Source organism: Providencia rettgeri (assembly GCF_023205015.1).
GTDB lineage: Bacteria > Pseudomonadota > Gammaproteobacteria > Enterobacterales > Enterobacteriaceae > Providencia > Providencia rettgeri_E.
Genome location: NZ_CP096258.1, coordinates 3,685,634 through 3,712,131, shown reverse-complemented (window position 1 = coordinate 3,712,131; position 26,498 = coordinate 3,685,634). Strand labels below are relative to the sequence as shown.

At 42.2% G+C, this 26,498-nt stretch carries 31 protein-coding genes and 1 tRNA gene; 5 read left to right on the top strand and 27 right to left on the bottom strand.

Going from position 1 to position 26,498, the window contains the following annotated elements; translation table 11 throughout:
• The first annotated feature begins 77 nt into the window (after positions 1 to 77).
• Positions 78 to 674, top strand: coding sequence for a GNAT family N-acetyltransferase (locus M0M83_RS16905; RefSeq protein ID WP_125890718.1), 597 nt, complete (start codon positions 78 to 80; stop codon positions 672 to 674).
• Positions 675 to 719: 45 nt separating this feature from the next.
• On the opposite strand, the gene M0M83_RS16900 is transcribed toward M0M83_RS16905, so the two are convergent.
• Complete coding sequence (locus M0M83_RS16900) at positions 720 to 1,793, bottom strand: dihydrodipicolinate reductase (protein ID WP_125890387.1); 1,074 nt, start codon at positions 1,791 to 1,793, stop codon at positions 720 to 722.
• Positions 1,794 to 2,152: 359 nt separating this feature from the next.
• Between M0M83_RS16900 and M0M83_RS16895 the strand changes: the two genes are divergently transcribed.
• A tRNA-Ile gene (locus tag M0M83_RS16895) sits at positions 2,153 to 2,229 on the top strand.
• Positions 2,230 to 2,909: 680 nt separating this feature from the next.
• On the opposite strand, the gene M0M83_RS16890 is transcribed toward M0M83_RS16895, so the two are convergent.
• The 23 genes from M0M83_RS16890 to M0M83_RS16780 form a co-directional block, all read right to left on the bottom strand.
• Positions 2,910 to 4,586, bottom strand: a complete 1,677-nt coding sequence (locus M0M83_RS16890; RefSeq protein ID WP_248467045.1) for a phage baseplate assembly protein V — start codon at positions 4,584 to 4,586, stop codon at positions 2,910 to 2,912.
• A 2-nt stretch (positions 4,587 to 4,588) separates the two neighbouring features.
• On the bottom strand, positions 4,589 to 5,155 hold the full coding sequence (locus M0M83_RS16885; protein ID WP_248467044.1) for a hypothetical protein: 567 nt from the start codon (positions 5,153 to 5,155) through the stop codon (positions 4,589 to 4,591).
• Positions 5,100 to 5,876: a hypothetical protein gene (locus M0M83_RS16880; RefSeq protein ID WP_248467043.1), complete on the bottom strand. Its 777-nt coding sequence runs from the start codon at positions 5,874 to 5,876 to the stop codon at positions 5,100 to 5,102. The genes M0M83_RS16885 and M0M83_RS16880 overlap by 56 nt, the downstream gene beginning before the upstream one ends.
• Positions 5,858 to 6,310: a tail fiber assembly protein gene (locus M0M83_RS16875; RefSeq protein ID WP_248467042.1), complete on the bottom strand. Its 453-nt coding sequence runs from the start codon at positions 6,308 to 6,310 to the stop codon at positions 5,858 to 5,860. The genes M0M83_RS16880 and M0M83_RS16875 overlap by 19 nt, the downstream gene beginning before the upstream one ends.
• 1 nt (position 6,311) lies before the next feature.
• A complete protein-coding gene (locus tag M0M83_RS16870; protein ID WP_248467041.1) occupies positions 6,312 to 8,072 on the bottom strand; it encodes a phage tail protein in 1,761 nt (586 codons plus the stop codon).
• Positions 8,073 to 8,084: 12 nt separating this feature from the next.
• Positions 8,085 to 8,702 carry a phage tail protein gene (locus tag M0M83_RS16865; RefSeq protein ID WP_248467040.1) on the bottom strand — a complete coding sequence of 206 codons (618 nt, stop codon included), beginning with the start codon at positions 8,700 to 8,702 and terminating at the stop codon, positions 8,085 to 8,087.
• Complete coding sequence (locus M0M83_RS16860; protein ID WP_248467039.1) at positions 8,689 to 9,879, bottom strand: baseplate J/gp47 family protein; 1,191 nt, start codon at positions 9,877 to 9,879, stop codon at positions 8,689 to 8,691. Before M0M83_RS16860 ends, M0M83_RS16865 begins: the two co-directional genes overlap by 14 nt.
• On the bottom strand, positions 9,869 to 10,204 hold the full coding sequence (locus tag M0M83_RS16855) for a DUF2590 family protein (protein WP_048608849.1): 336 nt from the start codon (positions 10,202 to 10,204) through the stop codon (positions 9,869 to 9,871). The genes M0M83_RS16860 and M0M83_RS16855 overlap by 11 nt, the downstream gene beginning before the upstream one ends.
• Complete coding sequence (locus M0M83_RS16850) at positions 10,197 to 12,296, bottom strand: phage tail tape measure protein (protein WP_248467038.1); 2,100 nt, start codon at positions 12,294 to 12,296, stop codon at positions 10,197 to 10,199. The genes M0M83_RS16855 and M0M83_RS16850 overlap by 8 nt, the downstream gene beginning before the upstream one ends.
• Positions 12,293 to 12,376 (bottom strand): DUF6890 family protein, encoded by an 84-nt coding sequence (locus tag M0M83_RS22025; protein WP_375084321.1) that lies wholly within the window; start codon positions 12,374 to 12,376, stop codon positions 12,293 to 12,295. Before M0M83_RS22025 ends, M0M83_RS16850 begins: the two co-directional genes overlap by 4 nt.
• 107 nt (positions 12,377 to 12,483) lie before the next feature.
• On the bottom strand, positions 12,484 to 12,747 hold the full coding sequence (locus M0M83_RS16845; RefSeq protein ID WP_096864679.1) for a putative phage tail assembly chaperone: 264 nt from the start codon (positions 12,745 to 12,747) through the stop codon (positions 12,484 to 12,486).
• Between the two features lie 101 nt (positions 12,748 to 12,848).
• Positions 12,849 to 13,226 carry a hypothetical protein gene (locus tag M0M83_RS16835; protein WP_164455416.1) on the bottom strand — a complete coding sequence of 126 codons (378 nt, stop codon included), beginning with the start codon at positions 13,224 to 13,226 and terminating at the stop codon, positions 12,849 to 12,851.
• Complete coding sequence (locus tag M0M83_RS16830; RefSeq protein ID WP_248467037.1) at positions 13,223 to 13,633, bottom strand: structural protein; 411 nt, start codon at positions 13,631 to 13,633, stop codon at positions 13,223 to 13,225. Before M0M83_RS16830 ends, M0M83_RS16835 begins: the two co-directional genes overlap by 4 nt.
• Positions 13,630 to 13,923, bottom strand: a complete 294-nt coding sequence (locus tag M0M83_RS16825; RefSeq protein ID WP_048608858.1) for a phage holin family protein — start codon at positions 13,921 to 13,923, stop codon at positions 13,630 to 13,632. The genes M0M83_RS16830 and M0M83_RS16825 overlap by 4 nt, the downstream gene beginning before the upstream one ends.
• A gap of 16 nt (positions 13,924 to 13,939) precedes the next feature.
• Complete coding sequence (locus M0M83_RS16820; RefSeq protein ID WP_048608860.1) at positions 13,940 to 14,395, bottom strand: phage protein; 456 nt, start codon at positions 14,393 to 14,395, stop codon at positions 13,940 to 13,942.
• On the bottom strand, positions 14,395 to 15,513 hold the full coding sequence (locus M0M83_RS16815) for a DUF2586 domain-containing protein (RefSeq protein WP_048608862.1): 1,119 nt from the start codon (positions 15,511 to 15,513) through the stop codon (positions 14,395 to 14,397). The genes M0M83_RS16820 and M0M83_RS16815 overlap by 1 nt, the downstream gene beginning before the upstream one ends.
• A gap of 12 nt (positions 15,514 to 15,525) precedes the next feature.
• Positions 15,526 to 16,239, bottom strand: a complete 714-nt coding sequence (locus tag M0M83_RS16810; protein ID WP_248467036.1) for a hypothetical protein — start codon at positions 16,237 to 16,239, stop codon at positions 15,526 to 15,528.
• On the bottom strand, positions 16,229 to 16,708 hold the full coding sequence (locus M0M83_RS16805) for a phage tail protein (RefSeq protein ID WP_248467035.1): 480 nt from the start codon (positions 16,706 to 16,708) through the stop codon (positions 16,229 to 16,231). Before M0M83_RS16805 ends, M0M83_RS16810 begins: the two co-directional genes overlap by 11 nt.
• Positions 16,705 to 17,157, bottom strand: a complete 453-nt coding sequence (locus M0M83_RS16800; protein ID WP_248467034.1) for a head completion/stabilization protein — start codon at positions 17,155 to 17,157, stop codon at positions 16,705 to 16,707. Before M0M83_RS16800 ends, M0M83_RS16805 begins: the two co-directional genes overlap by 4 nt.
• A complete protein-coding gene (locus M0M83_RS16795; protein ID WP_248467033.1) occupies positions 17,136 to 17,546 on the bottom strand; it encodes a hypothetical protein in 411 nt (136 codons plus the stop codon). Before M0M83_RS16795 ends, M0M83_RS16800 begins: the two co-directional genes overlap by 22 nt.
• A 95-nt stretch (positions 17,547 to 17,641) precedes the next feature.
• Positions 17,642 to 18,349 carry a phage terminase small subunit gene (gpM, locus tag M0M83_RS16790; RefSeq protein WP_248467031.1) on the bottom strand — a complete coding sequence of 236 codons (708 nt, stop codon included), beginning with the start codon at positions 18,347 to 18,349 and terminating at the stop codon, positions 17,642 to 17,644.
• On the bottom strand, positions 18,349 to 19,374 hold the full coding sequence (locus tag M0M83_RS16785) for a phage major capsid protein, P2 family (protein WP_248467029.1): 1,026 nt from the start codon (positions 19,372 to 19,374) through the stop codon (positions 18,349 to 18,351). Before M0M83_RS16785 ends, gpM begins: the two co-directional genes overlap by 1 nt.
• A gap of 57 nt (positions 19,375 to 19,431) precedes the next feature.
• Complete coding sequence (locus tag M0M83_RS16780) at positions 19,432 to 20,277, bottom strand: GPO family capsid scaffolding protein (protein WP_248467028.1); 846 nt, start codon at positions 20,275 to 20,277, stop codon at positions 19,432 to 19,434.
• A 163-nt stretch (positions 20,278 to 20,440) separates the two neighbouring features.
• Here M0M83_RS16780 and M0M83_RS16775 point away from each other — a divergent pair, with 163 nt between their 5' ends.
• From M0M83_RS16775 to M0M83_RS16765, 3 genes are read left to right on the top strand one after another with little or no spacing between them, the layout of a single operon-like run.
• Entirely contained in the window at positions 20,441 to 22,228 is a 1,788-nt protein-coding gene (locus tag M0M83_RS16775) for a terminase large subunit domain-containing protein (RefSeq protein ID WP_248467027.1), read from the top strand.
• Positions 22,228 to 23,259 (top strand): phage portal protein, encoded by a 1,032-nt coding sequence (locus M0M83_RS16770; protein WP_423811125.1) that lies wholly within the window; start codon positions 22,228 to 22,230, stop codon positions 23,257 to 23,259. The genes M0M83_RS16775 and M0M83_RS16770 overlap by 1 nt, the downstream gene beginning before the upstream one ends.
• On the top strand, positions 23,259 to 23,576 hold the full coding sequence (locus tag M0M83_RS16765; RefSeq protein WP_141395919.1) for an ogr/Delta-like zinc finger family protein: 318 nt from the start codon (positions 23,259 to 23,261) through the stop codon (positions 23,574 to 23,576). Before M0M83_RS16770 ends, M0M83_RS16765 begins: the two co-directional genes overlap by 1 nt.
• Here M0M83_RS16765 and M0M83_RS16760 read toward each other — a convergent pair.
• The 3 genes from M0M83_RS16760 to M0M83_RS16750 form a co-directional block, all read right to left on the bottom strand.
• Entirely contained in the window at positions 23,562 to 23,783 is a 222-nt protein-coding gene (locus tag M0M83_RS16760) for a hypothetical protein (RefSeq protein ID WP_248467026.1), read from the bottom strand. The genes M0M83_RS16765 and M0M83_RS16760 overlap by 15 nt on opposite strands.
• Before the next feature lie 125 nt (positions 23,784 to 23,908).
• A complete protein-coding gene (locus M0M83_RS16755) occupies positions 23,909 to 24,277 on the bottom strand; it encodes a hypothetical protein (protein WP_231068177.1) in 369 nt (122 codons plus the stop codon).
• The gene (locus M0M83_RS16750) at positions 24,237 to 26,405 is read right to left on the bottom strand and encodes a replication endonuclease (RefSeq protein WP_248467024.1); all 2,169 of its coding nucleotides are present in this window, start codon (positions 26,403 to 26,405) and stop codon (positions 24,237 to 24,239) included. The genes M0M83_RS16755 and M0M83_RS16750 overlap by 41 nt, the downstream gene beginning before the upstream one ends.
• Positions 26,406 to 26,498 lie beyond the last annotated feature (93 nt).

Genomic DNA, 26,498 nt, shown 5'->3' with positions numbered 1-26,498 from the left:
TGTTTTTTGGTTTTTATGTCATAAAAAGAGATTAAAAAAGAGGCATACAGCATAAAGAACGATATGGGGAAACGATGATGAAAGAGATTTGCCAACCTATTATTTTAGAAGGTGAATGCGTTCGCCTTGAACCTCTATCTCACCAATATGATGTCGAACTGGCAGATATTATTCGGCGAGATGGACTGCATAATTTGTGGTATGCCTTAGTGCCTGAGCCTGAACATTTCTCTCAAGATGTGGAAAAACGCCTGGAAAATTTCCAGAAAAAGGAATGCTTACCTTTTGTGGTGATCGATAAACGAAGCGATAAACCAGTTGGTATTACGTCTTATAACCGTGTAGACCATGCGGTAAGACGGGTTGAAATTGGCGCCACGTGGTATGGGGTGGAGGTGCAGCGTACCGCATTAAATACAGAGGCTAAATATTTGCTGTTAAAACATGCCTTTGAGGAATTAGACTGCGTTGCAGTGGAGTTTCGTACGCATTTTTTAAATAGCCAAAGTCGCCGTGCCATTGAACGTTTAGGGGCAAAACTCGATGGTGTCCTTCGCAATCATATGAAAACTAAAACGGGTGAACTGCGTGATAGCTGTATTTACAGTATCATCGAGTCAGAATGGCCAGCGATTAAGCGCCATTTAGAATGGCAAATGGTAAAGCCGCGCTAAAGTTAGGTGTCGGCAAAAAGCCCACCGAAAGGTGGGCAATGTTAGCTATAAATACTCATGCATTGGTTTGGTCATAAACACATTATTAGGCATTTTCTCTGTTGTGATATAGCCTGCGGGGCTATTAATCAGTGCAGGGATGCGGTTCACTAAATTTGCACAAGTTAATTCTACGGTTGCTGGGTTATTCACCTCAATTGAGGTGTCGGGTTCGCCAATTAACTGCCAGCTATTTTTATCACACTCATCCGCTGTTAAGATTTTCCCAATACACTCTGTTTCTAGGGTAATCCCTTCTGCGGTTTCGGTGATCACCACTGCAGATAAGCCTAAGACATCCCCTTTTTTAACAGTCATTTTGAGCGTTTCGGAGTAAATATCTTGCTGAGCAATTTGTGGCACACAGCGCTGAGTTTGGCTGGTGATCGTTAGCCCAAGGCGGCTACATAGCCAGCCGTTTTGGGTCCACATATACGGTGGTGCATATTCACCGCTTTCAATTTTTTGTGAAATCACTTCATAAGGTAAATCATTATAGTTGCCGATTTGCTTATCGAATTCATCAACGGTTAAGCCTGCACCATGGCCAATGGCTAAAGCAATACCGTAATCTTCAACGTTATAGCAGCTTGAACCTTTAATTTTCACCAATTTGTGCATGGAGCCTGCTAAGGTATCGATTAAGACACCCCAATACATATCAGGGTAACCACTGCCCGCCAGGGTACAGTTATTTTCTTTGGCTAATGCATCAAGCTTTTGTGTAATTTCAGGTGATGAATTCCATGGGTAAAGGGCTTCTTCTCCGGTTGAAATGGCGTTTACACCATGACGAGCAAATAGGGAGAATGCATCTTCTAAATCCGCCATGGTACTTAATGTGGCGATGATGCCAACATCAGGTTTTAATGCCGCGAGAGTTTTATCTGCTTCATGTAGCGGCTGGACTTTTACCCCTGTTGGCGTCGTTCCTGCAATTTCACCTATATCTTTGCCAATAACGGCTTCATTGATATCAAAAGCCGCCACAACTTCAGCACCATGCTCTTGCAAGTAACGGATCAAAAATTTACCCATTTTTCCGCAACCATATTGAACTGCACGTACTTTTTTCATCATTATTGTCCTATATGCGAATTATCTATAGACCATATTGTGAGATTTGAATGTAAAAAATATTGTTCTATATCAATTATTTGAATAAAGAATTTTTAATAAAATTGATTGCAATTATGATGTTGTTTTTATTGTTAATTTGATATTGGTGAGAATTAAATATAGATAAAGTGCGAGAACGTGATTTAAATAAAAAATAGTAGGGCTCATTAAAATTGCAAAAAACGACGCTCGAATGATAGTAATTGCCCATGCTATCGCATTGAATTATAAGAAGGGTAACTAGGTTGAACACAATTTCATCATACGGTTTCGAAACACTAGACCTAAGCTAAAACTACACGTATAATCCTCTCCACTTTGGCCCCTTAGCTCAGTTGGTTAGAGCAGTCGACTCATAATCGATTGGTCACTGGTTCAAGTCCAGTAGGGGCCACCAAATTTTAGCTGTTAAATCAGCGTATTAAGCCACTTTTAACGAAGTGCTTTTTTGTTTTTAATAGTCAGTGGCAGCAAAATGGCAGCGGCTTTTTTTTGGCAGCGGTTGTTTTTTTCGTGACATGTCACAGCGTGATTTATTTTTTCTAAGTATGTCACGCTAATTCCCCCAAATAATTTTCCAGTTCATTTCAGTTTTTCATTTCTTCTAAAGCCGCATGTTTACTGGCTTTTTGAAATTATGCGGCTAATATCGCGATCCAATGAAAGCCACGTAAAATTGAAATTTCTTTTATCTTTCATTGTGTTGTATTTTTTGCGCGATCCATTTTGTGATCTAAAAACTGAAATCTATTGAAATTCTTTTCACACATTTCAGTTTGAAGTTTTTGGCAACTCCCTAGTATTGGCGCGGCTTGGCGATATGTTTTGTAGAATTTTAAAACTGAAATAATTTTTAGATCCAAATTGTGCAGGCGGGTGCGGTGTAGTGCGTTTTACGTGGTGAAATCTTTTCTTTCGTGGGGGCTGTGCTTTGCCTGCATCATGTAGGGAACGTGATCCAATTTAATGATTAGGGTTCTGTTAGATAATTATTGATGCGCGCTGTGTGGCGTATAGGCTGTTATATTGCAGGTATAAAAAAGCCCACATGATGTGGGCAAATGGTGGACGAAAACTTTACTTACCAATGACGGGAGAATACTTTTTATTCAAGTTGTCTGACTTGGTGCCAGTGCCTTTGATATCTTGCGCGTTTAATGGCGCACCTGTATTGCTGTGAGTGTGCGCGGCTGTCAATTCTGCTAATTCCTTCACTACATCAAGTGTGTCTATCATTAGCTGTGCGACGTTGATTTGCTGGCTACCTATCCAAATAACAGGCGCTATAATTTGTTGCTGTGCGCCTGCAATGCTTTGTTTTATTTGACCAACTTTCTCTATCAGCTTTTGTCCCACGGTGAGACTTGAGTTTTGCCCAACATCAAGGGTCATGTCTTTTTCAATACTGGCGACATAATTTGATGATGTAGCGATTGAGTAGTCACCCTCAGATAATTGCTGTATCGCGCCTGCTAATAATTTCTTGGTACCTAAAATGGTTAATGTATCATTAGCCTGAACCGTGGTTTCCCTCGCGACCAGTTCGCGCTGTTCTTTGTCCGCTTTGATAATACGTAACATTGACGCTTCATTAATGCTTTGGTCAGTTTCACGGTTCCAACTACCCTCTTGGGTTACACGCTGAAAAACTTCTTTTCGCTGTTGCTGCAATTGCTCCCCGGGTTGTATGTCCGGTAGGGTATTATTTTGACTGAGCGTTTGCCGGATAAAGGGTTTATCTGGCCTGCCGCCTTCAAAAGCAATTTCGACTAATGTTCCCTCGGGTGGAAATTGAAACATACCGCTTTCACCGCCTGCCATTGGTAGTGGTAAAGGTACGGCTTTGTAAGTTGGTGCGGCTGATTCGTTACCGTCACTATCCAGCAATTGCACGTCAACGGCATATTTCGGTCTGAATGGGTCAGAAATATCACCGGCACTCACTGACTCGCTCGGTGATTCAATTCGCGCGAATTTTGGTAAATGCAAACCCGCTGATAATTCGGGGTAAGCTTTATCAATTTGTTTTTGAATTGGGCTCTTATTTTCGGCTTTCCCTGTCAGTGGATTTGCGGCTGTCCAGTAGAGCGTAATATCGTCATTTTCAAGCTGAATTTTATTAACCCGCTGATTATTTACCACGGTTCCAGCACGTAAGGCGGGGATTAATGGATAAGTGGCGCTATTCCCTGCGGATTGATTCTTTGAAAATTCAGCGGGGATTTCGTGGCTATCGGATTTAAACATCGAATCAGCCCAACTGCCGACAAAAACTTTACCATCTGGCATTTGGTACCACACATAATCGCTGATACTAAAAACTTCGCCTAAATTAGTTAATAGCTGATATCCGGTGCCGTTGTGGGTAAAATGCGGAATAGGCGTATTGATGTATTTTGCATCGGGCAAAATAAAGGTTAAGCCGCTATTTTCCTGTAAGTAGTCGGTGATGGTTTTTAATGTTGGGTGCTGAAATGAACATGGCCACATTTTATCAAACAGGCCAACCAGCTCACGAACAAACAATTTTTGAAAGCCATTATCGGCAGGTTGTGAGCGTTCAACGTACCCAGTGAAATATCGATACAGTGAATCTGTGTAACCCGTATCAAATCGCACTAATTTACCTGTGTAATCATTTTCTGTCTCAACCGTCAGAAACCCACGACCACACGCTGATAGTTCGAGCATGATTTTAGCGTCCACAATATGGACTTCATCATTGGATAAATAACAGCGGCTAATTGGTTTCATGATTATTTATTCCCAAAATCATCAATTGGTTTTAAAACTGTACTTTCAAACCATGTTAATTCGTCTTTTTCTTCTTTTGACGCAGCTGTCGGTGCTTTAGGGTTGCCCGTCTGTTTTTTCGCTTTGGCTTGTGCTACTGCTCTGGCGTCTTTTTTCTCAGAGACAGATAAATGCTCTCTTAATGTGAATGTGACTTGCCATGCCATTTGCCCGTCGATTTCGCTGGCATCAATATTGTTGGTAAAGGTACCAATGCGAAAATTAATTGCTTTAGCAGTGTGATTTGCTACCCGATAACGTTTTAGCTTTCCGTTTTCGGTGGCTCTCGCTAATGTAAATAAGCGCGTGAGGATTTTTTCATCAATAAAATTAATCACGCCCGTTATGCGCAACTCTTGCGGCTTAATGCCTTGCTCTGCTACGGATGTGCTGGACGTTTGACCGGACTGGTCTTTGTCTTGAAATTGAATGGACGAATTAACTTTGATGTTTTTCAGCGGAATAGCTTCACCGTCAAGGGCGAGCGTGATTGTCGGGTTCTGTGCTGTTGATTGATTTTGTTGGATCATGAAGCATTCCCTGTAAAGATGAAAGTTCGCTTCCTGCGAACAGTGTGGCCAATGTAAAAATGGCATCTGGCTCAGGGATATCTTTTTGTAGCCGTTCCGCTAAATAATCGCCTGTGCCTTTGCCCGTAAAACTCCAAATAACTACCGATTTTCCAAGTAAATCAGTCAGTTTATTACCAATGTCTTTGAGTGCATTCTCTCTGGCTGATTTAAAGCCAGACATCGCGGATTTCATGGCATCGATACCGCTTGCACTGCCTGCGCTATTTTTGGCTTGTTCTATCAACTGAGCGTTAATAGTATCACGGCTGCTTGATGTTGATAGTGCCTGTGGGTTGGGTAAACCGCCTAGTTGCTTGCCCGGTAACTGCATTTTTGTTATCTGCAGTGATTCCGCTGTTTTTGCCATGCGTTCCACTTGCGAGAAAACGGGCAATGGGAACACGGTCGAAAATTGCTGCAGCAATCCCATAAATTCCGTTTGCGTTTTTGCACAGACCATCATAACCGTAATTTCTGTTTCTGCAGTACCTGCCAATTTTTTTGCAATATGCTTGATTGCGTTGGTTGGGCTTAAATAGCTGCCTGTATCTGTTTTTTGCCCAAGCCCATAAATAAACGGATGTGCTGGTACCATCGAACAGGTTAACCCCGACATAGTCGGGGACATTTTCATCAATGATTTACGCCACCTTGGGTGGACTAAGGTTTCACTGGCCATTCGATATCCGGTGCGGTTGTTGTATCAACTCGGTTTAAATCCACACGGTAAGTTTTCCAGACGTTTAGTGATGATGTTTCTTTATCTGTTGCTATACCTAAATCAACAGCATCTTGCAGCGGTGCAATCGCACTTGCGGCATCGACAAGCAGAGCCTTTTTTTTCTGCTCAGCAATTGCAATCAATTGCTCTGCTGTAATAATAATATCAACCCATACAGGCTTACCTTTTTTAGCACCCAAAACTTTATTTTCAGGCGGTGACTGTTTGAAGTATTTATCTTTTTCAGCATCAGTCAAAAGTACCGCATCATCGGGAATACACTCATAACTCCCATCATCAATCATTTGTTTTAAAAAAAAACTTAGCGTGCTTGCGCTGAAATATACACGCCCATCGATAACTGGCTCTCTACCTTCAAATATCGTATCCATTTTAAAAACCTATCGCTAAGAAATAACATGAAGTTGTTACAATCGTTGTGCTTGTGTATCTAATGAAACCCGACTTATCAAAGCTTTTCACTGCATGCCACACAAGGCCATGCGGTTCATTAACATCAACATTAGGAACTTGAATCATCCAAAGGCACTTGTTTGGAAATTGGATAGGAAAATTTATTCGTTCACCGGTGTTTTTTCCCCACTGAACTATTAGCCCTCCCGGCTCATCAGGAATTCTGATTGAGTCATTTTCATTGAAAGAACGCTTTGGAAGGTAGTCACTTGTTAGTACTTTTAACCCATCATATCTAAGCCCCCCATCAGCACCTAGTGATAGTGGTTTCCCTGTAATAGAATTAACGAGAGCAAATTCATTTCCCGTACCCGGCAACCCTACATAACCCTGTCTATTTCCTTCGTTATCTAAAAATGCCAAGATTAGAGCTTGCGTAGATGCGAATTTTTGTAATGAAAATGGGGATGATGCGCCTACAACAGTGGTTTTTCCTGTTATTTCTCCACCTGACTTATCAAGTTTCTTATCTAATTCAGATGTAAATAAGCTAAGGCTGGGCACTTTTTGAGCATCATTACCCTTTACAGTTGAGACATTTTCAGTCTCAAATTTTTTATTAAGCTCTCGAGTAACCGCTGACTGGCTCATAACATAGGTTATATACCCGCCCGTTTCTTGAGTAATGCTGCTTGTTGATACCTTGCTAGTCAGTTTCTTGTCGACGCTTTCGTTTGTTGCATAATCACCTTTAGGTTGCAACTTACCAACTTCAGTTGTTAAAAGGTCAAGACTAGGCACTTTGTCGTTATCGTTGCCTTTCTGGCTTGAAATATTGGCTTTATCAATTTTTTTACTTAAATCAAGCTTAAAACGAGTTTCTAACGCGCTAATTTCTTGGCTACTTAATGCACCCATTGGGCGTAAATCTTTTACATTCCCTGACGCGTCAATACTCGCAATAGCAAATACTTGGTGAGTAAATCCAGCCGCATCAACATAATTATTCAATGTTGCCGCCGCTGTAATTTTAACAACCGTATTCCATTGACTAACAATATTTCCTTGATAGCTGAAATCGGCATATACCTTTGTATTACGTAAGCCATTTAAAATTTGGTTTTGTGTCAGCTCACCGCGTAAGCCGCCGATATAGCCTAGGCCTTTTTTGACGGTGAATTGTTCTCCACTGCGAGTCACTTCAAAACTTTCATCAAAAAAAGCAGCTGCACCGTAGCTATCTAAATTTATCAGGCGCTGCATTTCATCAATGCCAGATAAACGCGCAGTGAAATCAATTTGCCACGTTTCCGCACTGGTTTTGATTTGGGTTTCTTCCGCTGCGCCTTGGAATTCCAAGATAAATGAGCGGGTTAATACGTTCCCTTGCTGCCCGTTTTGATTTTTTAGCTTTTTTTGGGTTGGCGCATGAGTAATCATGGCCACGGTGCCAGACGCTTTATTTAATAAGCCTATCCAGTTGAAATCAAAGTTACCGACATCCGCACCCATCGTGACGCTGTAGGCCACGGCATTTTCACTGGCTAAACCTGCTTTATTGACCGCTTGACGGTGAACAATTTGATTTGCAGGGGGTAATTTTTCATTTCGGTCAATTGGTTGTGTCGGGTCTAAATTCGGCACATTAGCGAACACGAATTCATCCAACAACACGGCCTTACCGCTTGCCGCTTCTTGGGCTTTCCAATTTTCGAAAGCTAAAGTAATAACTGATGCCATGAATGTAGTCCTTTACATTAATGATGCGCCAAAGGTTTCATTTGACGCGGTAATTTGTCCAATTCGAATAAATAACGGCTGATTTGGCAGTATGGCGTAATAGCAAATATAATCGGCCTCAACAAAGCCTACGCGCATTCCTAATTCATGTACTGCCATGACCTCAAAGCGATAGCGGCGGCAGGTTCGCCCGTACTGACGGATAATTTGCAACAACAAATCAGGGTTATTCGCAATTTGCCCATCACTGACCCGTAAAATAATGACATCCCAATCAATATCCGGTTGTCGCTCATTAATTTCGACATAGCCGACGCCAAGGCGTTTAAATATCTCAATAAACCCCGCGACGCTGCCGGAGTCTTTTGCGTTAATAAACGCATATTTCACGCGCTTACGGTATAAATCCAACGGTTCATTATTAAAGCGGTGGATATCTCGCTGATAGGCCAACAAGTTTAATAATGGCTCAGTGCATGTGTCGGGGTCTAACTGCGCCAAAGGCCACGTTAACCAGCTATAAACAATTTCCCAAAATCGCTTAGCTGACCGTAATAAAGTGGCGAGTTCGCCTTGGTTCATCCATGACGGTAACTGCAGTCGCTTTAATCGTTCTTTAAACTCGGGCATTTTGCACCTCTATCGTGAGCGATTTTAGACGTGGGACGCTTAAATCACTGACAATATCGGGAATGCTAAACACAATAGAATCCAAGACGGAAAACTGTTTATGTAGCTCACGACCTAAATTTGAGAATGAAAAACGCGAATATGGCCATGTTTTTTTAACGTCATAATTGGTGTTCTCCCGAAAGGCACAGCGCACCAAATCACCCGTATCTTGTTTAAGTTTTTGCAGTTCCTCAGCCGTGAAGTTTTCCACGCTTTGCACAAATAAAGTCACTTTTAATACGTGCTGTGTTTCTGGCATGGGAAAGCACCGCATATCATCACCGTGTCCGTGGTGGCCTTGTGCATTAATATAATCATTCACTTTGTCGATAAATGGCTGACTGGTGACACCGCTGTCTAATAATAAATAGGCGTTAGCGGTTCCCGCCCCGCGCGGCGCATCATGCAAAAAGAAAATGCGGTCAATGCTTAAGCCGACAACATTTGCAATCATGCCGCGATATACGGCGTCAGTGTGATATTGACCGACTAAGTTATATTGGTTGCGGCAGCGGTCACGCAAATCATTGTCACTTTCGGCATTCGCACCCGGAACTAATAACCAATTTTCTTCACTTTGAACGCGCTCAATACCTGCTATCGCCACGGGTAAAATACGAAAATAACCAGGAGCAAGATTGTAAGCCCCTCCGGCATTTTCAGCGATAACCGGCACTAATGCGCTATCGGTATTTATCGCTTTCGTTTCAACGGTTTTCATACTGTAAATAATTCCGTTGATGCGTTCTGTTTGCACAATGGTTCCGGCTGGAATGGTGACCGTTCCCGCACCTGCGGCACGATAAAAACGAATAACACCTTTTGCTTCGGTAGCAGGCTTGCGCGTTAAATTGACGCCCCATGCAAACATATCTAGCCATTGCCCTGATGCGGTGGCTAAATACATATTTTTCAAGGTGACATTAATTAATGCTTCCGTGAGCCAGCGAACAGGCTTTGTTACAATGGTATTAATCAAGCGCCAAAACGGTGACATGTCCGAGGTGTTAGTAACAAAGCCCTCATCGTGGACAATTTCTGCAAATTTGTCGCTAATTTCTTCCTCTGAGACAGGCATCCCGCTATCACGTAAAGCCTGTTCATAATCAATTTCAGGAATGTTTTTACTGTTCATAATTCACCCCTAAATTGATACGGCCAAAATCATAAGTATCTGCGGTTACCCAAAGTCGCTTAGTATTTTCTTCATCAATCACAACGGTACCCGGAACTAACCGTTCATCACTTTCAACCAAGATTTCCATTTGCGTGCGAATGTCTGCGCGTAATGTTGGGCTACGCTCCGCCACTAATTGGGTGGCGAGTCCGCTTTCAATAATGCGGTGTGCCACATCTTGGGTGATTGATTGACGGTTATTGCATAACTCCGGCTCATTGCCGGAGTTTAATGTCAAATCTCGGTTTGTAATTAATAAATCAATGTAGAGTAAATTATCCATTATCAAGCGCAGTCCATTCCGCTAAATCCGTTGGTGACATTCCGTTTGTCACATTGATATTTACTGTATCGTATCGCTTGCTGTTATCAATCGATTGGGTTCGGTTATTGCTGATTTGCCGACTAATGCCGCCTTTCTCTACACCACTAAGTTGCCCACCGACTAATAAACCTGCCGCGCCTGCTGGAGCGGGTGAGCCGTCAACGGTTCCTGTGGCTTTGGTTTCAATATTGACGCCCGGCAAGTAATTTAACAGGTCGATAATGCCGTTAAATGTTTTAGCAAAGGATGATTCGATAGTTTCCCATGCGTCAAAGAACAGCTTAACGACACCCTCAATCATACTGTTGAATGTGTCAATTAGTGAGAAGTTTTCAAATGCGCCCCAAAGTGCCGCCCAACCATCTGCAATGGCATTCCATGCGGTATTAAACGCTTGGTTAATTAATTCAGACATGGCAATAATGGTTTTGAAAACTAAGGTATCACCGAAATAATCTTTAAATTCTTGCCATTTTTGTGCCATCCATTCCCACGCTTGTGCGGCAACTAATCCAACCATACGAACAGCTATCGCCACCACTTTAAACGCTGTCGTGTTCATTACTGCGGCTTTTACTGCATCCCAATGTTTAATAAGTTTATAGATGCCGTAAGCGAGTAGGGCGATAGCGCCTACGACTAACAGCATAGGCCATGTCATAAAGCTAATAGCGCCACCCGTAGTGACAGTAACAAGCCGTAATGCAATTAATGTACGACGCAAGTAGTTCATTGTGCCGTTCCATGCTTTCATGGCTACATTACTTAACCAAACAGCACCGGGGATTAATTTCAACGTGGCTAGGCTGATTTTCCAAATAGCAGTTAATCCTGCCCAAATAAATTTAGAAATACCCAATACAATATTTGCTATCGCCCCTGCGGCAGCTATGCCAACAATCCCTGTCACCAAATAACCTACCCACCGCGCGATATTAGGGAATAACGTAAACCAACGCACAAGGGTTTGACCGCCTTCCGCGAGTTTATCGATTAATGGGGTAATGACAGGTAATAACGTCATACCAATGGCGATACGGATAGATTGCCAAATAGACATAAGCCGTTCCCACGGATTGGCTAATTTTGCGGCTTGCTCCGTGGTGCGTTTCATTCCATCACTGGCACCTAAGAAACCAATATTTTTACGCAAAATATCAACATTGCCATAAAGTTGTTTGACCACGACGGCAGAATCACCGAAGGCCGCTTCAATTTCTTTCTGGGCTTTTAAATTGCCCTCAATGCTTGCGCCATATTTAGCCTGTAATTTATCCAACATTTCAGGCATGGATAACATCTGGCCTGACGCATTGACGAATGACAGGCCGAGTTTTTTACCGCTATCGGTAGCTGTTTTAAGGAATGCTTCATACGCTCCCGACGACTCACCGCCTAGCGTTCTTTGCAGTTCACCCAATACCGCAAGCTGCTCATCAATCCCGACGCCAAATTGCGTACCTGCATTTTTTGCGCCCTCCATCAAACCTGTTATTTCAGCCATCGATACGCCAAAGGCTTTTGACATATACACGGCCTTACCTGCCAAATCTTCGGCAAATTTAACATGCCCAACGGCATTTGCTTGGCTCTCAAACTGGTTAAACATTTGCCCCATATATTCGGTGGCTTCGGTTGATGTAGTTTTTAATGCCGCGGCTGTCGTATTGGTAATACGGGTTAATTGCGGCAAATCTTGCTGCGTGACATTGTTAATGGCTTTGCTGATTGCCGTAGTGGAATTGACAAAATCAATGGATGATTTTCCGTATTGGGATGCGAATTTCAGGGCGTCTTTAGACACTTTAGACATAATGCCATCATCAATACCCTGTAATGATGCACTCATCATGGCGTCATTCATTTCAATGGCAGGGTCAAGAATGCTTTTAATAGACCAGAACGCCCCGGCAAGACCTGCACCGCCTACAGCAATTTTACCAAAGGCGACTTGGCTATCTCTAGCAAAATTAGAGACAGCCGATTGCACTTGTCGAATAGGCTTTGTGATATTGTCGATAAGGCTGAGAGTAAAATCTAACTCGCTCATGAGTCACCTTTAAACGCTAATACAATTCCGTTTGCGACTGCAATTTGCGTGTTTTCCCAGTGACGGTTATCTAACCAGATTGCAGTAGCGATATTTTCTTCCGTGTCCGGCTCATGAGGTAAGTAGTGTTTTCTGAGCGCAATGATTTGCTCTAACTCATTACGCTCAATTGCACGAACACGGTTTTTTAGTTTTTTACGCTAATTTCCAGTTTTGGCGCGTATTCTTTGTTTACTGCTTCGGCAAGTTGTGCGGCAGCCCCGGGAAAGCTGAGTAATTCGTCTAAATATTCTTTGCTTTCAGCGGTGACAATGCGTTTTAAATAAGTGGTGAGCGGGGCAACTTTATTGTCCATCGACATATCGTTAATCATGCCATTATAAGCCGTGATATTTGGCTCAAAGCTAACGTCTTTTTCATTGATAGTTAACGTAATAATTTTTTTAGTCATGAGATAGTTCCTTTCTCTTTCTGATTTCGTCCGTTAATTGGTTGTGCCGTGCGGCACATTGACCGTATAAAATAGCCATTTTTTCTAATGGCTCTGAGATATCACGGCCTGTTGTTCCCGCGAGTCTCGGAATGTCCGTCGAGCATTTTTTTAACAGGTTTTCCTGATAACTCACGCTCGATATTTTCTGCGGTTTGGTTGTACATGCTGACAAACTCATCACTAACACAAACGTTAGTAAACACAGGCTTAATAATTTCAGTGCGTATTTCTCTGGGGGCAGCATTGGCAATCCCCTCCAATTGTTCTTCCAGCTTTTGACCGGACTCACTTGATATTTTTTCAATATCCCCTTTGATTTTTGCTGCTGTCCTACTTGCGGTTAGCTCAATGCTATCGTGATATAAGCCGTTGACTTTCCAACCCGCGCCAAAGGCACAGGCCAATAAAGCAATTATCAGCGCGAGTTGTTTTGTCATATTAATGCATATCCTTTTTCGAATTCGGCAATGCCCCAAGGTTGCTGCCCCGCATTTTCGACACGAGTAATGGCATCCGCTAAAGCAAACAAAACGTCTTTTTGCATAACAGATAAGCAATCATCAGGACTAACCCCTAACTCTTTTGCGACCCGCTGAATATAGGCCTCCGTGTTATTTTCCACTGGCGGTGCATAACGGTTAATAATTTCACGAATAGAGCAAATCTTGTGTTTTCGCTCATAGGTACGCATTAAAATAAACAGCGCCCGATACCCCCATTCCGGTGCGATAAATCGGCAAAATGATTTATCTGTTTGCTCAGGGTGTAAACCTCGCCATTTATCACCGTGGCGGATATTACCGGGGTTATTGTTACGAATGCCTCTTGGTGGTAATTTGCTCATTGCTTAAATTTCCCTTTTAACAGTGCGCTTCCACGTTTTCTAATCCACATTTCAACCGCTTGATATCCGGCAATCCCTAATGCAGACGCACACCCAACAAGGGCAAGCGGTGAAAGGTCGGGGATCCAAATTAAAAGTGCAGCAGCAGCGACAGAGGTTGCCGCCCCTAAAATCACCCGACTCACAAATAACTTAATCGTAATGGGCTCAGCCCCTGTTAGCATTTGACCAATGCTAATTAGCGCCCCGATAATAACCATTGTAATAAATGTTTTTTCGTGTTCTTCCATGAACAAATTATCCCTATTATCCGATAAGGGTTTGAGTTAACTCAGATTCCAAATAAGGAATGCCTTTAATACGCACAAAATCAGGACTCGTAACCAGATATTTAATTTTGTGAGTAGTGAGTGCGCCACCTTTGGGATCGGTATCTAAAATATCAGTCAAAATCAATTTATTGCCGAATGATTCGACTTTCATTTCTTCATTGCCTGCCTTGGCGTACCAAAGGAAATCCATTGGCTTAATCCCACGCCATGAGCCTGCCGCCCGCGCTTTTGCGACGATAATCTCAAAATATTTTGTACTAATTTCGATTTCACCCTCTGCGCTCACATCACCCGCGACAAAACCGTCGGGCATACCTTTGGTTTGCGCGGCTGCGGTATTATCAGTAATGGATAGGCTCACTTTTTCGACGTGAATTAAGTCACCATCAATATTAAAGTCAAAGGATTGACCAGATAAACGTTGGCTCATTATGCGCTCTCCAAGCTAGCATCCAGTAAGATACTGACCGTAATTCCTTTCGGACATTCATACGTTCTTACTGTGATATAAATTTCAACGGTATTTTTGGTTTTCCACACAATCACGACGTCATTGTCTTGTGGCGGTTTACATTCACCGGGGAACGTGACACCGTTGATTTCTGCACTACGTGACATTTCACGCATAGTGCGAGCAAAATACGATTTGTGGGTTTCAATGCTGTTTGGTGTACTGTTTAAGCTACGGTCTGCAATTTTTGCAATAGCTTGTAAGCGAACGCGACGCGCGACTTTATCAACAATACGCAGGTTTTCAATTGCTTGAAAATCGCCGCCCTCAACATCTAAGGTTCGACCATCTGACCAATACATGCCGTCATAGTCGGGGTACCACATTGGCACGCTATAACGGAGTTTTTCCAACGCTTGCAAGGTGGCTAAGTCAATTTCCACACCGCTATCGTCTTTGGGTTTATCAACGCTGCCTAAATCAAGCAGAGCGCCTGTTTTTACCCGAGCCGGGCTATCGGCAATGGTAACCGCACGATTACATAAACGACCCGCCAATACTCCCGCTTCATTTCCCCAAAACGTGGGCACTAATTGAATAGATTCAACCGCTTCGCCTTTTTGGAGTTCACCAAGGCGGGTTAATGCTAGCTGCCATGTTTCTTTCGCTTGTAACCCTGCGACAGAAAGAATTGCCCATGTCCAGCGCCCAAACTTCGCCATTAAATTGGCGCGGAGTGTTTGCGCAGCTTTAATTGTTGCTTTGGTGGCATCACCGATATAGACATAGCCCTCAACACTGGCAACAGATTGCGCTTTCATTACCGCATCAACAAAATCGGTTTCGGCTGCGCTCTCGGGCAAGACGTGAACATAACCAAACCAATTCTGCCCAGCATTCGCCATTGCTGCCTTGATATTCGACTTTAAAGGGCTATTTTCTACCCCCAATAATGTATCTAAATCAGTTTGAGTATTAACAGGTAAGGTTTCACCAATATGGCTCTTCCCTTTGCCCACAAACAGCAAAACACGCTCAATTTCTTTGGTTTCGCCTTGTAACTGATTGACTTGATTAACCTGAATGTTAGGCCACATAGTTAAGTCCTTTTATTTAATATCCTGCGCTTTAACATCAGCGCCAAATCCAATCCCTTGTAACTGCCTTGCGAGTGCCTTTTTAAAATCGCTGTCGCTCATGCCGAGGAAAACACGTGAAGGTACTTCAATAGTCCAAAATGTTTTGGCTGTTTTTTTACTTAACGTTCGAATTATTCCACCTGCTTTTATAAAAGACATATTTGTTGTGATATCTTTAACTGATGGTTTTTTAATTCGTTTTCCTTTGGTTTCCTGATAACCAAGCTCCCGTAATTTTTTAGCTTGTTTGATAGTTGCTCTTCTATCTTTATCCGTCGGTTTTGATTTATTTTCTTGCTCTGAGTCTCTTTTTCTTCGGCTCATGCTCATTCCATTTTGCTGTGCATAACCAACTACACCAGCAGGAACAGGTTTTTTACCATTACGATAATGACCACCTTGTAAATAAATCCTAACGGCTTCTTTTTCTGGCATTTCCCTGATATGTAATAACTTAGGCATATTACGAAGCATTTTTTTCTTATAATTACTTTGCCTTTTTTTCCAAGCTTGACCATCAGGCGATTGTTGATTTTTAACATTTCGTTTTGCTGATGCAATTACGCCATGTTTCGCCATGCGCCATAAAAAACGCTGTTTTTTCTTTTCTGGTAATTCAAGGTTTTTTAACGCTTTTTGCATTTCTGCAAATTGCTCTTTGCTCAATTGGCCTTTAATTATCATTTTTCACATCGCTATAAATTTCAGCGTGTTCGGCATAACCAAATTCGGTATTTGCCAGCGACCAACGTTTACCATCAAATGGAACGATACCATTTGGATCTTCTTTCATGACAACGGGCTCAGCGAGTGAAATTGACACAATGACAACGGCTGTTTCGTCATCAACTTCAACAATCATAGATGGCGGTTCTTGTTCGATATTGCTATTGCCTAACTCGTTATCTTGTTCACATGCCCACGCATCAATTAGCAAAGGGATATAATCAGGATGAATCAGTCGATAAGGAAAACGCCCCCATGAAATGACAGCTTCACTCTGTCGTATCATCATTTGATACTGGTCTAAGCCTAAATCTCGATGGGCACGAATAAACTGTATTTCGTCCATTTCGCTTTTAAATTCAACCTCGCAGACGCGTGGTGGTAAATTAGCTTTTAAAAAATTGGTTAGGCTTTTTAATTTATTCATATCATTGCTACCGTGACACGTTTTAAGCCTTTCATATTACGGATCACAAATGCGGCTTCTGCGAGTAAATTACTTTTTGTTTCTGGGTTCTCTTGCTTCGGATTTGCCGCACGGCTGACAATTGAGGTGTACTCTCCAATTAAGTCAGCTTTTGCACGGGCATAGAGCGCTTTTTTATATTGCGCACATAATGCGTTTTGTCCGTTAGCTTTAGCACCCGGTGCATCACTGGCAGTGTTATAACCTTTAGACATTAATTGTCTTTTCAGTGATTCCAGCGATAAATTAATTTCAGCAACACTGGCTAATAACGCATCCGTTAATAACTCATGATTTAAATCCGGTGGTATTTGGCGCTGTCTTTGAAAGTCAGCTAAATTAATATCAGGCCAGAAACCATCATTCGTTATTTCAACTGATTGATAATTTAAATCGTTACCGTTGAACATGATATTTTCCTTACCACAAATTTAATTAGATATCGCGATACAACACTCAATACAGCTAGGCTTACAGATGTAATAATGAACCCTGATAAAAACAATAATACAATTGCTAATACATTATTTATTAAATAGAAAATGGTTCTCGTTTTTGAATTATCTGTATTAAGCATTAAAACATATTCTTTAATTTTTTCTTTATCTTCTGCATCACCAAATGTAAAAGCAAATAGAGCTAAAAATAACGAACCGGAAATAATGTAATAAAAAGCAATACACACCCATGCGAGTGAAAACCCAACGTTTGATAATATTTCAATATCAAATGTATTACCCACAATTAAACTCATTAAAAATACCAGCGCACCAAATACGCCTATCATCCATGCTTTCATTTTTTATCCTTAAAAAACGGGCAGTCCGGTTTCCACGGTTAATGACATGATTGTCATACCTCCACCGCGCCCGTTTCGGCTTGCGGTAGTCGTTTTTATTCGGCTGTTAACGCTCGAATGCGCATTGCGATTCGTTTTAAATGCGTATCAACACCCACTTTAGGATTAAGCTGTCGTGCTTTTTCCATGTATGATGCGGCTTGCTCGAGTGTATCAACACAGTCAATGGCACTGGCTTTCGCATCTTGATTGATATTGCTTCTTAGCAAATTCAATGCAGCAAATTTGTAGTATTTCGCCCTGATTTTTTCGTGAACTCGCCACTTTTCAGTAACATTTTTAAACGTTCTTGAAAAATAAGGCTCAATACTGTTTCCCGCTTCATTTTCCAATGTTGCCCACGCTAGGATAGTGTCAGCAACAAAGGCCGGAAAATTACTGCGGAAATTGTCTGGGGTGAGCTGTCCTTGCTCAATGGCAATATCTGCCCAATCCAACCCCTTGTCGAAATCCCCAATATCAAATAGCCAAATGACGCAATAAGCAAAAATTGGGTTTCGGTAGACTTCCCCCTCGGACAAGTAGCGTTCAGCGGTGGGAAGATAAGCGGGGAGTAATTCCCGCTTTTTCATTTCCACTCTGTCAGCCGTTGTCGGTTGCTCACGCAATCTTTTGACATCCCGCTCAATCGCCCTCGCTTGTAAGTGCATACTGGCACCATCAGCGATAGTGACGGCCTCTTGCCGTTCTAGCTTTTGGCGTAGCTCTACAGCTTGGCGGTGGCGTTGTGCGGGTGATAGCATTACTCTACGGTTTCCTTAGGCTCTAACACTTCACCAATGGTGACCGCACTTTCATCATAAGCACCGTATAATTCGTAGTACTCAAGCGCATAACCTTCATTACGCAGGTATTTATTTTCAAATTGCTTACGGTCTTCTACAAACTCAGCTTTACGCTGGCCTGTGCCACGTTGAGTGTACAGATGCAGGTTAGATAATGGCGTGACTACCATACGTTTACCCGGCATGAATGGCGGGATAATCGCAGGGCGACCCGCAATTGTGGTTCCCAGCATTTGAGCCGCGATTTTCTCCGTTGGACGGTCTGCCGCTTGATATAAGCGATATTGTTCAGCAGCCACTAAATCAGCACCAACAAGCACTACTAAACGCGGGTCATTACGGAATTCAGCAGGAATACAGGTATTAACAATATCTGATGCCATTGCATCCAATGATTTAAAATCACCTTTTTCATCAAGAACTACAGGCGTAGTGATAACTTGTTTACCACCTTGCCACTGCTTAGCCAGTGCGTGCCAACCGATATTAACGTCTTCGCCATTTGGGTACTTATGCGGATCCGTATTTTCAGCAACATGTGTTCCATTAAATCCAATGCGTAATTGGTCTAATGCAAATGATTTCAGAGTAAACCCTTGCATTTTCTGGAAAAACTCGTCTTCACTACCTGAATTCGCCCAGACGGATAATAAGTGCCACTCTAATGCCGCACATGAATCAGTCTCATAAAGTTGATAGGTATTTCCATCAACACCTAACTTACGAGAAAAACGACCATCTTTAACGCGACCTGTAAAAATACCCGGATTGCCTGTACTGACCACTTGCCCTTGAAGTTGGTCAACGTACTGCACATTAATCATGCCGAGAAAGTCAACTTCCTCTAACAATGCATCACGTAACTGAATTTCTTTTGGGTCAGTAATCGCGAAATAGCGTGAGACATCATCAACGCCTGATTCGGTTGCTAACGCAATTGCATAATTTCGTAGAAACTCACGCGCTTTTTGGTTTAATAACATGGAAATCCCTCTCCTAATTGTTCCAATTTCAATTTTTTTAGTTTAATCAAAGCATCATTAAACTAAGTGATTGAAACGCTTTTCTTTGCTCTTATCGCCGCGCGGGTTTTTGTTAGGTAAATTAGTAACTTTCGAATCTAATTTACTGAAATTTTTAACAATGTTTGAAATGTTGTCTTTTAGTTGTTTGAATTCAGCGGTATCAACAACATCTTTGACGACTTCAATGTCTTCTTGAACCTCTTCAACATCGGTTTCAGTTGAATCAAGACGAGATTCAATACTGGTCAAACGTGTATTGAATTCTTGAAGTGCTTCTTTGATGTTTTCCAATGTAACTTCATCAGTAGAAGATGAATTGCTATCATTTGCATCATCGATATTGAAAAAACTTTTCCAACCGCCTTTTTTCTCTTTAGCCATTTTTGGTTTGTCCTTAAACTGTTTAACTTCATCGATAACAAGTGGTTTCAGTGAACCATATCGATATTGGTTTTTTCCTGATTTAAAGCGTAATCGTGTTGTTCCAACACTTGCAGGGGAGCAAGTAACCCCGAGCCCCTCTAAATACGTTTTGCCTGTACCTCTAAAATTTCCATCTGGTGTAAATTCAGCGGAGGTAAATAAAAGTTGCCCATCGCGATTGGCTTGTAACAAATGATGGTTTGGGCACAATTGTGCATATAACCTTAATAACCCCTCATCATCTCTCTCAGCTTTAACGGCTAACACTTCCCCCATTGAGCCAAAATAGCGCTCATGTTCAGGCCAAATACAGGCGGTATATAAATTCGTATCGTAAAGCTCTGCCGCTTCCTCTATCCATGCAGCTTCAATTTTACGACCATCAACCGTGTCACCCTCAGTCGCAATGCAAAGCCAATTCGTCATTAATTGAGACATATTTACATGTTGCTCCCATCCTTGGGTTTATTGCTTCCATTTCGTTAGGTGCTCAGTATTGCCCACATTTTTTTCACTTGCGACAAGTTCGATTCGGTTATAAATGCTTTGCCGAAAGCCGCTTAATGCCAGCGTTTAAAGGTCGGGGCACAATGCATCTACTATGGCTAAATACACGGATGCAAAAATACAGGTCGCAAAATCGTTATATTTGCGACGCTATACTCCAGCGGAAATCGCGGAGGAATTGAGCCTGCCTAATCGTCGGATTGTTTACTATTGGGCAGAAAAATGGAATTGGGCTGATATGCTCAGTCATGAGAGTGTGATTGAAGCAATTAACCGTCGCATTGTTTTATTGAGCGAGCGAACTAAAAAAACGGAGCTTGAATTAGATGAGTTAGACCGCTTAATTGCTAGCCACGTTAAATTAATGGCGCAAGCGAATAAGCACGCTGAAAAAATGGCAGCATTAAAATCTCAATCGTCAGATATGGAAGGGCGTGGCAATTACGTCTTAGATGATGATGGGGAACCGAAGAAAAAGAAAAAATACCGCAAAAATGATATTTCTAGCCTGACGCCAGAAGATTTCCAACGCTTTGCTGATGAAATGCTGTTTGGTTATCAAAAGCATTTGCGCATTAATATCACGCAGGCAGTACGCAATATATTAAAAAGCCGTCAAATTGGGGCGACGTGGTACTTCTCCTTTGAAGCCTTTGAAAATGCCTGTTTGACGGGTGACCCGCAGATATTTTTATCCGCATCAAAACCCCAAGCTGAAGTATTCCGGTCATATATTGTGAATATTGCAGAGCAATTTTTTGGGGTAACATTAACAGGTAACCCAATCCGTTTAAGTAATGGGGCTGAATTACGCTTCTTATCCACCAATAAAAACACAGCACAGTCTTACAGTGGCCATCTTTATTGCGACGAATATTTTTGGGTACCTGATTTTAAACGCTTAAATGATGTTGCATCAGCAATGGCAACGCATGACCGCTGGCGTATCACCTATTTTTCCACGCCTAGCTCTAAAACGCATCCGGCCTATCCGTTCTGGATGGGGGATGAATGGCGCGGCAATGACCCTAAACGTAAAAACGTTGAGTTTCCCAGTGAAAAAGAAATGCGCGACGGGGGGCGTGAGTGCCCCGATGGGCAATGGCGCTATATCATCACCCTTGAAGATGCGATAAAATGCGGTTTTAACTTAGCGTCCATCGATAAATTACGACAACGATATAACCCTGACACATTCAACATGTTGTATATGTGCGTATTTATTGATAGTGGTAAGTCTGTCTTTAAATATGACACCTTAATGAAATGCGGTGTTGATGTGAATTTATGGGAAGACCATAAACCCGACGACCCGCGCCCATTTGGCAATCGCGAAGTGTGGGGCGGGTATGACCCTGCACGCTCTGGCGACACATCAACATTTGTTATCGTTGCACCACCCATGATGGCACCCGAAGTATTTCGGGTATTGGCAACATTTTACTGGCAGGGCTTTAGCTGGCGACATCAGGCAAAATTGATTGAAGACTTAACCAAAAAATATCGTTTCACACACATTGGCATCGATACCACAGGGATAGGTCAATCCGTATATGAAATGGTGCAAGATTTTGCGCCACGTATCACACAGCCCATTCTTTATAGCCTGCAAATGAAAACTCAACTTGTGATGAAGATGATAGATATTGTTGATGAAGAACGCATTGAATGGGATATGGATCAGAAAGAAATCCCCGCGTCATTTTTATGCATACGTCACACAACTACGGGTAAAGGTGGCGCAATGACATTCGTCGCAGATAGAACACAAGAAACAGGCCACGCGGATGTTTTCTGGGCAACGTCTCACGCAGTAATTAAAGAGCCGCTTAACACGGATAAAAAGCGCAAATCTAAATATATATTACCAAAGGCTGCATAATGAAAAAGAAACGGAATTCACGCAAACAAATGGCGCAAACCACTAAAGCCCCCTCGAAAGGGTTTAGTATCACACTGGGCAAGCCAACGCCTATTCTAACGACACATACTGATTATAAAAATATCTGGTATGACAATGATTTTGACCACTGGACACCGCCAATAGACCGTGAAGCACTGGCGCAATTGGTAAATTTAAATGGCCAACATGGGGGCGTTCTCTATGCCCGCCATAATATGGTCACCAGCGATTATATTGGAGGTGGCCTAACTCATGAGCAATTAAAAGCGGCTGTCTTTAATTACTTTTTATTTGGTGATGTGGCCATTTTAAAAGTGCGTAACGGTTGGGGGGAAATCATCGGATTGGAGGTTTTACCCTCACTTTACTTGCGTAGGCGTAAAGACGGTGATTTTGTCATTTTACAAGAAGGTGAGCCGCTAGTTTATACCCCTGATGAAATCATTTATATCAAGATGTATGACCCACAACAGCAAGTCTACGGTTTACCGGACTATATTGGCGGTATCCACGCAGCTTTACTAAACAGTGAAGCAACTATATTTCGTCGTCGTTATTACCATAACGGGGCACACACGGGCGGGATGATTTACTGTAATGACCCGAATATGACCGACGAAGTAGAAGAACAAATCATCCAAAAACTCAGCCAAAGCAAGGGAATCGGTAATTTTGAAACCATGTTTGTGAGTGTGCCAAATGGTGACCCTGACGGCATCAAATTTATACCCGTTGGGGATATCTCTGCAAACGATGAGTTTAGCAATGTGAAAAGTATTAGTGCGCAAGATATCTTGAATGCTCATCGCTTCCCCGCAGGCCTTGCTGGCATCATTCCCGGCTTAGGCTCTGGCGGCTTAGGTGACCCCTTAAAAGCAAGAGAGGCTTATCGACAAGATGAAGTTATCCCTGTACAAAATTTATTTATGAATGCGGTCAATAGTGAAATCGGTAGAAATGAGTCTTTGAAATTAAATTTCCGTCAAAATATCATTAAGGAAAATGAATAATGTCTAAAAATAGGGTAAAATTAAGACGTTATCAACAATCGGAGGTCTGGAACGTGCGAGTATTAAAAATATTCTGCCCCATTTGCGGCCAACGCGCGACAATTCGCAAATCGAATCGTAAACATCGTGAAATTTCAGACCTTTATTGCGCCTGTAATGATGTTGAATGCGGTCACACCTATGTTTTAAATCTAACGTTTAGTCACACTATCAGCCCTAGCGCCCACTCAGATGATTTGATTCAATCCATGATTGAAAAATTTAACCCTGAACAGCGCCAATTGGCGCTAGGGTTATTAACCTCAAAGGGTGCATGATTTCTGACTTACATCAGGGCTGCTATTTAGCAGCCTAATTTTTTGGTTGCTCTTTTTTGCTATTTCTTCCCTTGCACCGTCTGCAAGTTCAGTAATCAGTGTGAGTACAACTTGACGCTCATAATGGTTGCAACCCTCTAAACTCCCCAGCTTTGCAATAACACTAATGCGTTCAAACGCTACCGATTCCTGTAATAAATCGCTCATATTCAAATTCCCATTTGTATACTGGATATTTATACAGTATACATAAATTAAACCACAGGGGAACACTGTATAAGCCAAAAAAATAAAAAAATCTTTTTTATTACAGAGTTACGTTAAATGCTTCCCTAACTTTTAATTTCGTGACATGTCACGCCAATTTTACTTAACGATAATTCATGCCAACCTTTGGTGTTCCAACAGTCTGCTGCTCCCGACAAACAACACTCAGCAACAGGCAAACTCTCTCCACACTTACCGCAACACTCATTAGAAAGCTGTTTGTATTTTTCCGTCAGTTCTTGGTTGTCTTTGATAATGAGTAATTGAATGTATTCATTCATATCGTAAGGCTCTCGCCCTGGTCGCCGTAATGCACAATTTTGGCGTAACATTTCTAGTTCTTGGCTATCAACAATCAACTCAAATTTCATTTCACCACTGTCTTTTTGTCGTTTACGCTGTTCCGCTTTGCGCTCTGCTGCTGTTTTTGCCATTTTCTTTTATCCTCTGCTGAATTCGAGATATAGCCGACTCACACCGAGCCAGTGATTTTTTGACTTTATCTGACTTAAATACGATTTTTTGGATATGGCCATTAGCATGAAACTTCACGCTTTGGCCGTTTTCTGTATAAATTGCCCCTCTTGCTATCGAATGGATCATGAAAGGGTCTTTTTCGGGGTCTAAAGTGATGCCAATTTCTTTGGCTTTTCTCACAATATCGGGAATAACCGTTTCTTTGTCTTTAATCGTCCTCCGTGCCTGCGTACAGTTATTGACAGAACTCCAAGGGGCGCTAATCGCGCCATCAAAACCAGCCTCCGCTGTCGCTTCGGCTAACTTCGGCACAATCTGCCAGTTCTTAATACGAGTGATAATTGGGGAGTCGTTACCCACTAAAGTACAGTAAACCCCTTTGATGCAATCGACGGGCTCACCATATGCGTTGGTCTTTTCTTCACGCTCATACCATAGACGGGCGATAAGGTCGGCACGACGCACGAACGCACCACCTTGTAATTTAGTGTATTCGCTCCAGTTGCTGGTATCGGCTGCTTTGTGGACTTCGGCAAATTCAACATCTAAACCTGTTGATGCTTCGGTATCATCACCCATACGGCGCAATTCACGCCACACCGACACAGGCGCACCGCCTATTTGTTGAAACTGGCGAATTTTCCAATGTGAAGCCCAAGCGGAAACCGCCCGCGCCATGTCCTTGCACTTCTGGCCTGATTCCTTATCGACTTCATCGTCCATCGCGTAACCGTCGATATTTTTTGAAATGTATTTAGCGATATAGCCAGTTGCACTACCTTTTCTTTCGTCTATAGGCTCAACGTGAAAACGGGCTCTTAATGCTTTAGGTGTAGTAAGTTCGTCTTTATCTTCTAAACGTGCATAGTGACTAAAAATAGAACGCAATTGTTTTTTATGTTCAGGCATAACAAACAGCAACATATGCCAGTGCGGTGTACCATCATGGTGTGGCTCAGTAACACGAAAACCAAAAACACGGATACCCGCACGGCTATAAGCCGCACGTATTTTCGCCCACGTTTTACATAGATATTTTTGGGTTGCTCTTGGATCACATCCGTTCCAATTATCAACAAAACCACCTGCTTGATAGGCTGAATGGTATTTTGATGGAGCTGTCATTGTGTAAAATTCACCATCACAGCCCATTTCATTTGCGAGGTCTTCAAACCCGCGCATGCGTGCCATTAACTCACAACGACGAACAGCAGGGTTTGCCACGCTACCTAAAACCATTTTTGTAAGTTCAGTTCGGTTGCCGTCTTCGTCTTCTAATTCAAAGTCTTTAAGAAATTGCCAGTTTGAACGCTTTTGCTCTACCCAGCGATGCAAGGTTGTTTTTGAAACATAAGGGGATGCGGATTTTTGAACTTGACCAATCGCGATAGCAAGGTGCTCACGTTTAAGGTCACATAAACGCTTTAAGCGACGATACCACCAAGAAACATCAAACATGCGAAGTAATGCCGCGCAAAGTTTATCTTCACTTGGTTTAATTCTGCCTTTAATAAATTGCTGCCAATATGGCGGCTGTGTGCCCGACTGCAATGTTAATTTAGCAAGGAAAGCGTAAGTTTTATCAAGACGCTGACGGGCTTCACATTCATCTTTTGGGTCGCTGTTGGCGTATTGCTTTGTTGCAGCTTCATAGTTATCACTCATAAAACTGGCAATATCATTTGCTAAAGTTTTGATAACCGTTCTATCTAACTGCGCAATATTTTCGAGTTGTTCAATAAAAGGGAATGGTCTATCACCTGAAACACGATGCTTAAACTCATACTGTTTCATGACCCGTTCGAATCGTGGCAATACATTCTTAGCGGTTTTGCGTAAAAACTCATTGGCACGACGACGACCCTTTTGATTAAAAAGGCGTGCGTATTTAGTGGCAAAATAAATTGAGAGGAAATCGGGAACATGCGAAATAATTTCATGACGCCACTCAGCATCATCTTTATTAGCATCCCACATAATGCGTTCAGCCAAAGTCGCTGATTTTGGCAACTCTGGCTTATTTTCTTCTTGTTGGCGACGCATTGAAATATATACGTCACTATTGTGTTCTTGGTTCGAGCTCATTTTGTTAGTCCGTGATGTTTAGTTAATTCTTTTTTGTTGGTATATCTGTGATAATGATTCAGCATATTCAGTATTTTTCTAAAACTCATAGAG

Bases quoted from the DNA above. Each gene is read 5' to 3' on its own strand.
- M0M83_RS16905 (WP_125890718.1), top strand. From the start codon at position 78: ATGAAAGAGATTTGCCAACCTATTATTTTAGAAGGTGAATGCGTTCGC.
- M0M83_RS16900 (WP_125890387.1), bottom strand. From the start codon at position 1,793: ATGATGAAAAAAGTACGTGCAGTTCAATATGGTTGCGGAAAAATGGGT.
- M0M83_RS16890 (WP_248467045.1), bottom strand. From the start codon at position 4,586: ATGAAACCAATTAGCCGCTGTTATTTATCCAATGATGAAGTCCATATT.
- M0M83_RS16885 (WP_248467044.1), bottom strand. From the start codon at position 5,155: ATGATCCAACAAAATCAATCAACAGCACAGAACCCGACAATCACGCTC.
- M0M83_RS16880 (WP_248467043.1), bottom strand. From the start codon at position 5,876: ATGGCCAGTGAAACCTTAGTCCACCCAAGGTGGCGTAAATCATTGATG.
- M0M83_RS16875 (WP_248467042.1), bottom strand. From the start codon at position 6,310: ATGGATACGATATTTGAAGGTAGAGAGCCAGTTATCGATGGGCGTGTA.
- M0M83_RS16870 (WP_248467041.1), bottom strand. From the start codon at position 8,072: ATGGCATCAGTTATTACTTTAGCTTTCGAAAATTGGAAAGCCCAAGAA.
- M0M83_RS16865 (WP_248467040.1), bottom strand. From the start codon at position 8,702: ATGCCCGAGTTTAAAGAACGATTAAAGCGACTGCAGTTACCGTCATGG.
- M0M83_RS16860 (WP_248467039.1), bottom strand. From the start codon at position 9,879: ATGAACAGTAAAAACATTCCTGAAATTGATTATGAACAGGCTTTACGT.
- M0M83_RS16855 (WP_048608849.1), bottom strand. From the start codon at position 10,204: ATGGATAATTTACTCTACATTGATTTATTAATTACAAACCGAGATTTG.
- M0M83_RS16850 (WP_248467038.1), bottom strand. From the start codon at position 12,296: ATGAGCGAGTTAGATTTTACTCTCAGCCTTATCGACAATATCACAAAG.
- M0M83_RS16845 (WP_096864679.1), bottom strand. From the start codon at position 12,747: ATGACTAAAAAAATTATTACGTTAACTATCAATGAAAAAGACGTTAGC.
- M0M83_RS16835 (WP_164455416.1), bottom strand. From the start codon at position 13,226: ATGACAAAACAACTCGCGCTGATAATTGCTTTATTGGCCTGTGCCTTT.
- M0M83_RS16830 (WP_248467037.1), bottom strand. From the start codon at position 13,633: ATGAGCAAATTACCACCAAGAGGCATTCGTAACAATAACCCCGGTAAT.
- M0M83_RS16825 (WP_048608858.1), bottom strand. From the start codon at position 13,923: ATGGAAGAACACGAAAAAACATTTATTACAATGGTTATTATCGGGGCG.
- M0M83_RS16820 (WP_048608860.1), bottom strand. From the start codon at position 14,395: ATGAGCCAACGTTTATCTGGTCAATCCTTTGACTTTAATATTGATGGT.
- M0M83_RS16815 (WP_048608862.1), bottom strand. From the start codon at position 15,513: ATGTGGCCTAACATTCAGGTTAATCAAGTCAATCAGTTACAAGGCGAA.
- M0M83_RS16810 (WP_248467036.1), bottom strand. From the start codon at position 16,239: ATGATAATTAAAGGCCAATTGAGCAAAGAGCAATTTGCAGAAATGCAA.
- M0M83_RS16805 (WP_248467035.1), bottom strand. From the start codon at position 16,708: ATGAATAAATTAAAAAGCCTAACCAATTTTTTAAAAGCTAATTTACCA.
- M0M83_RS16800 (WP_248467034.1), bottom strand. From the start codon at position 17,157: ATGTTCAACGGTAACGATTTAAATTATCAATCAGTTGAAATAACGAAT.
- M0M83_RS16795 (WP_248467033.1), bottom strand. From the start codon at position 17,546: ATGAAAGCATGGATGATAGGCGTATTTGGTGCGCTGGTATTTTTAATG.
- gpM (WP_248467031.1), bottom strand. From the start codon at position 18,349: ATGCTATCACCCGCACAACGCCACCGCCAAGCTGTAGAGCTACGCCAA.
- M0M83_RS16785 (WP_248467029.1), bottom strand. From the start codon at position 19,374: ATGTTATTAAACCAAAAAGCGCGTGAGTTTCTACGAAATTATGCAATT.
- M0M83_RS16780 (WP_248467028.1), bottom strand. From the start codon at position 20,277: ATGTCTCAATTAATGACGAATTGGCTTTGCATTGCGACTGAGGGTGAC.
- M0M83_RS16775 (WP_248467027.1), top strand. From the start codon at position 20,441: ATGGCTAAATACACGGATGCAAAAATACAGGTCGCAAAATCGTTATAT.
- M0M83_RS16770 (WP_423811125.1), top strand. From the start codon at position 22,228: ATGAAAAAGAAACGGAATTCACGCAAACAAATGGCGCAAACCACTAAA.
- M0M83_RS16765 (WP_141395919.1), top strand. From the start codon at position 23,259: ATGTCTAAAAATAGGGTAAAATTAAGACGTTATCAACAATCGGAGGTC.
- M0M83_RS16760 (WP_248467026.1), bottom strand. From the start codon at position 23,783: ATGAGCGATTTATTACAGGAATCGGTAGCGTTTGAACGCATTAGTGTT.
- M0M83_RS16755 (WP_231068177.1), bottom strand. From the start codon at position 24,277: ATGGCAAAAACAGCAGCAGAGCGCAAAGCGGAACAGCGTAAACGACAA.
- M0M83_RS16750 (WP_248467024.1), bottom strand. From the start codon at position 26,405: ATGAGCTCGAACCAAGAACACAATAGTGACGTATATATTTCAATGCGT.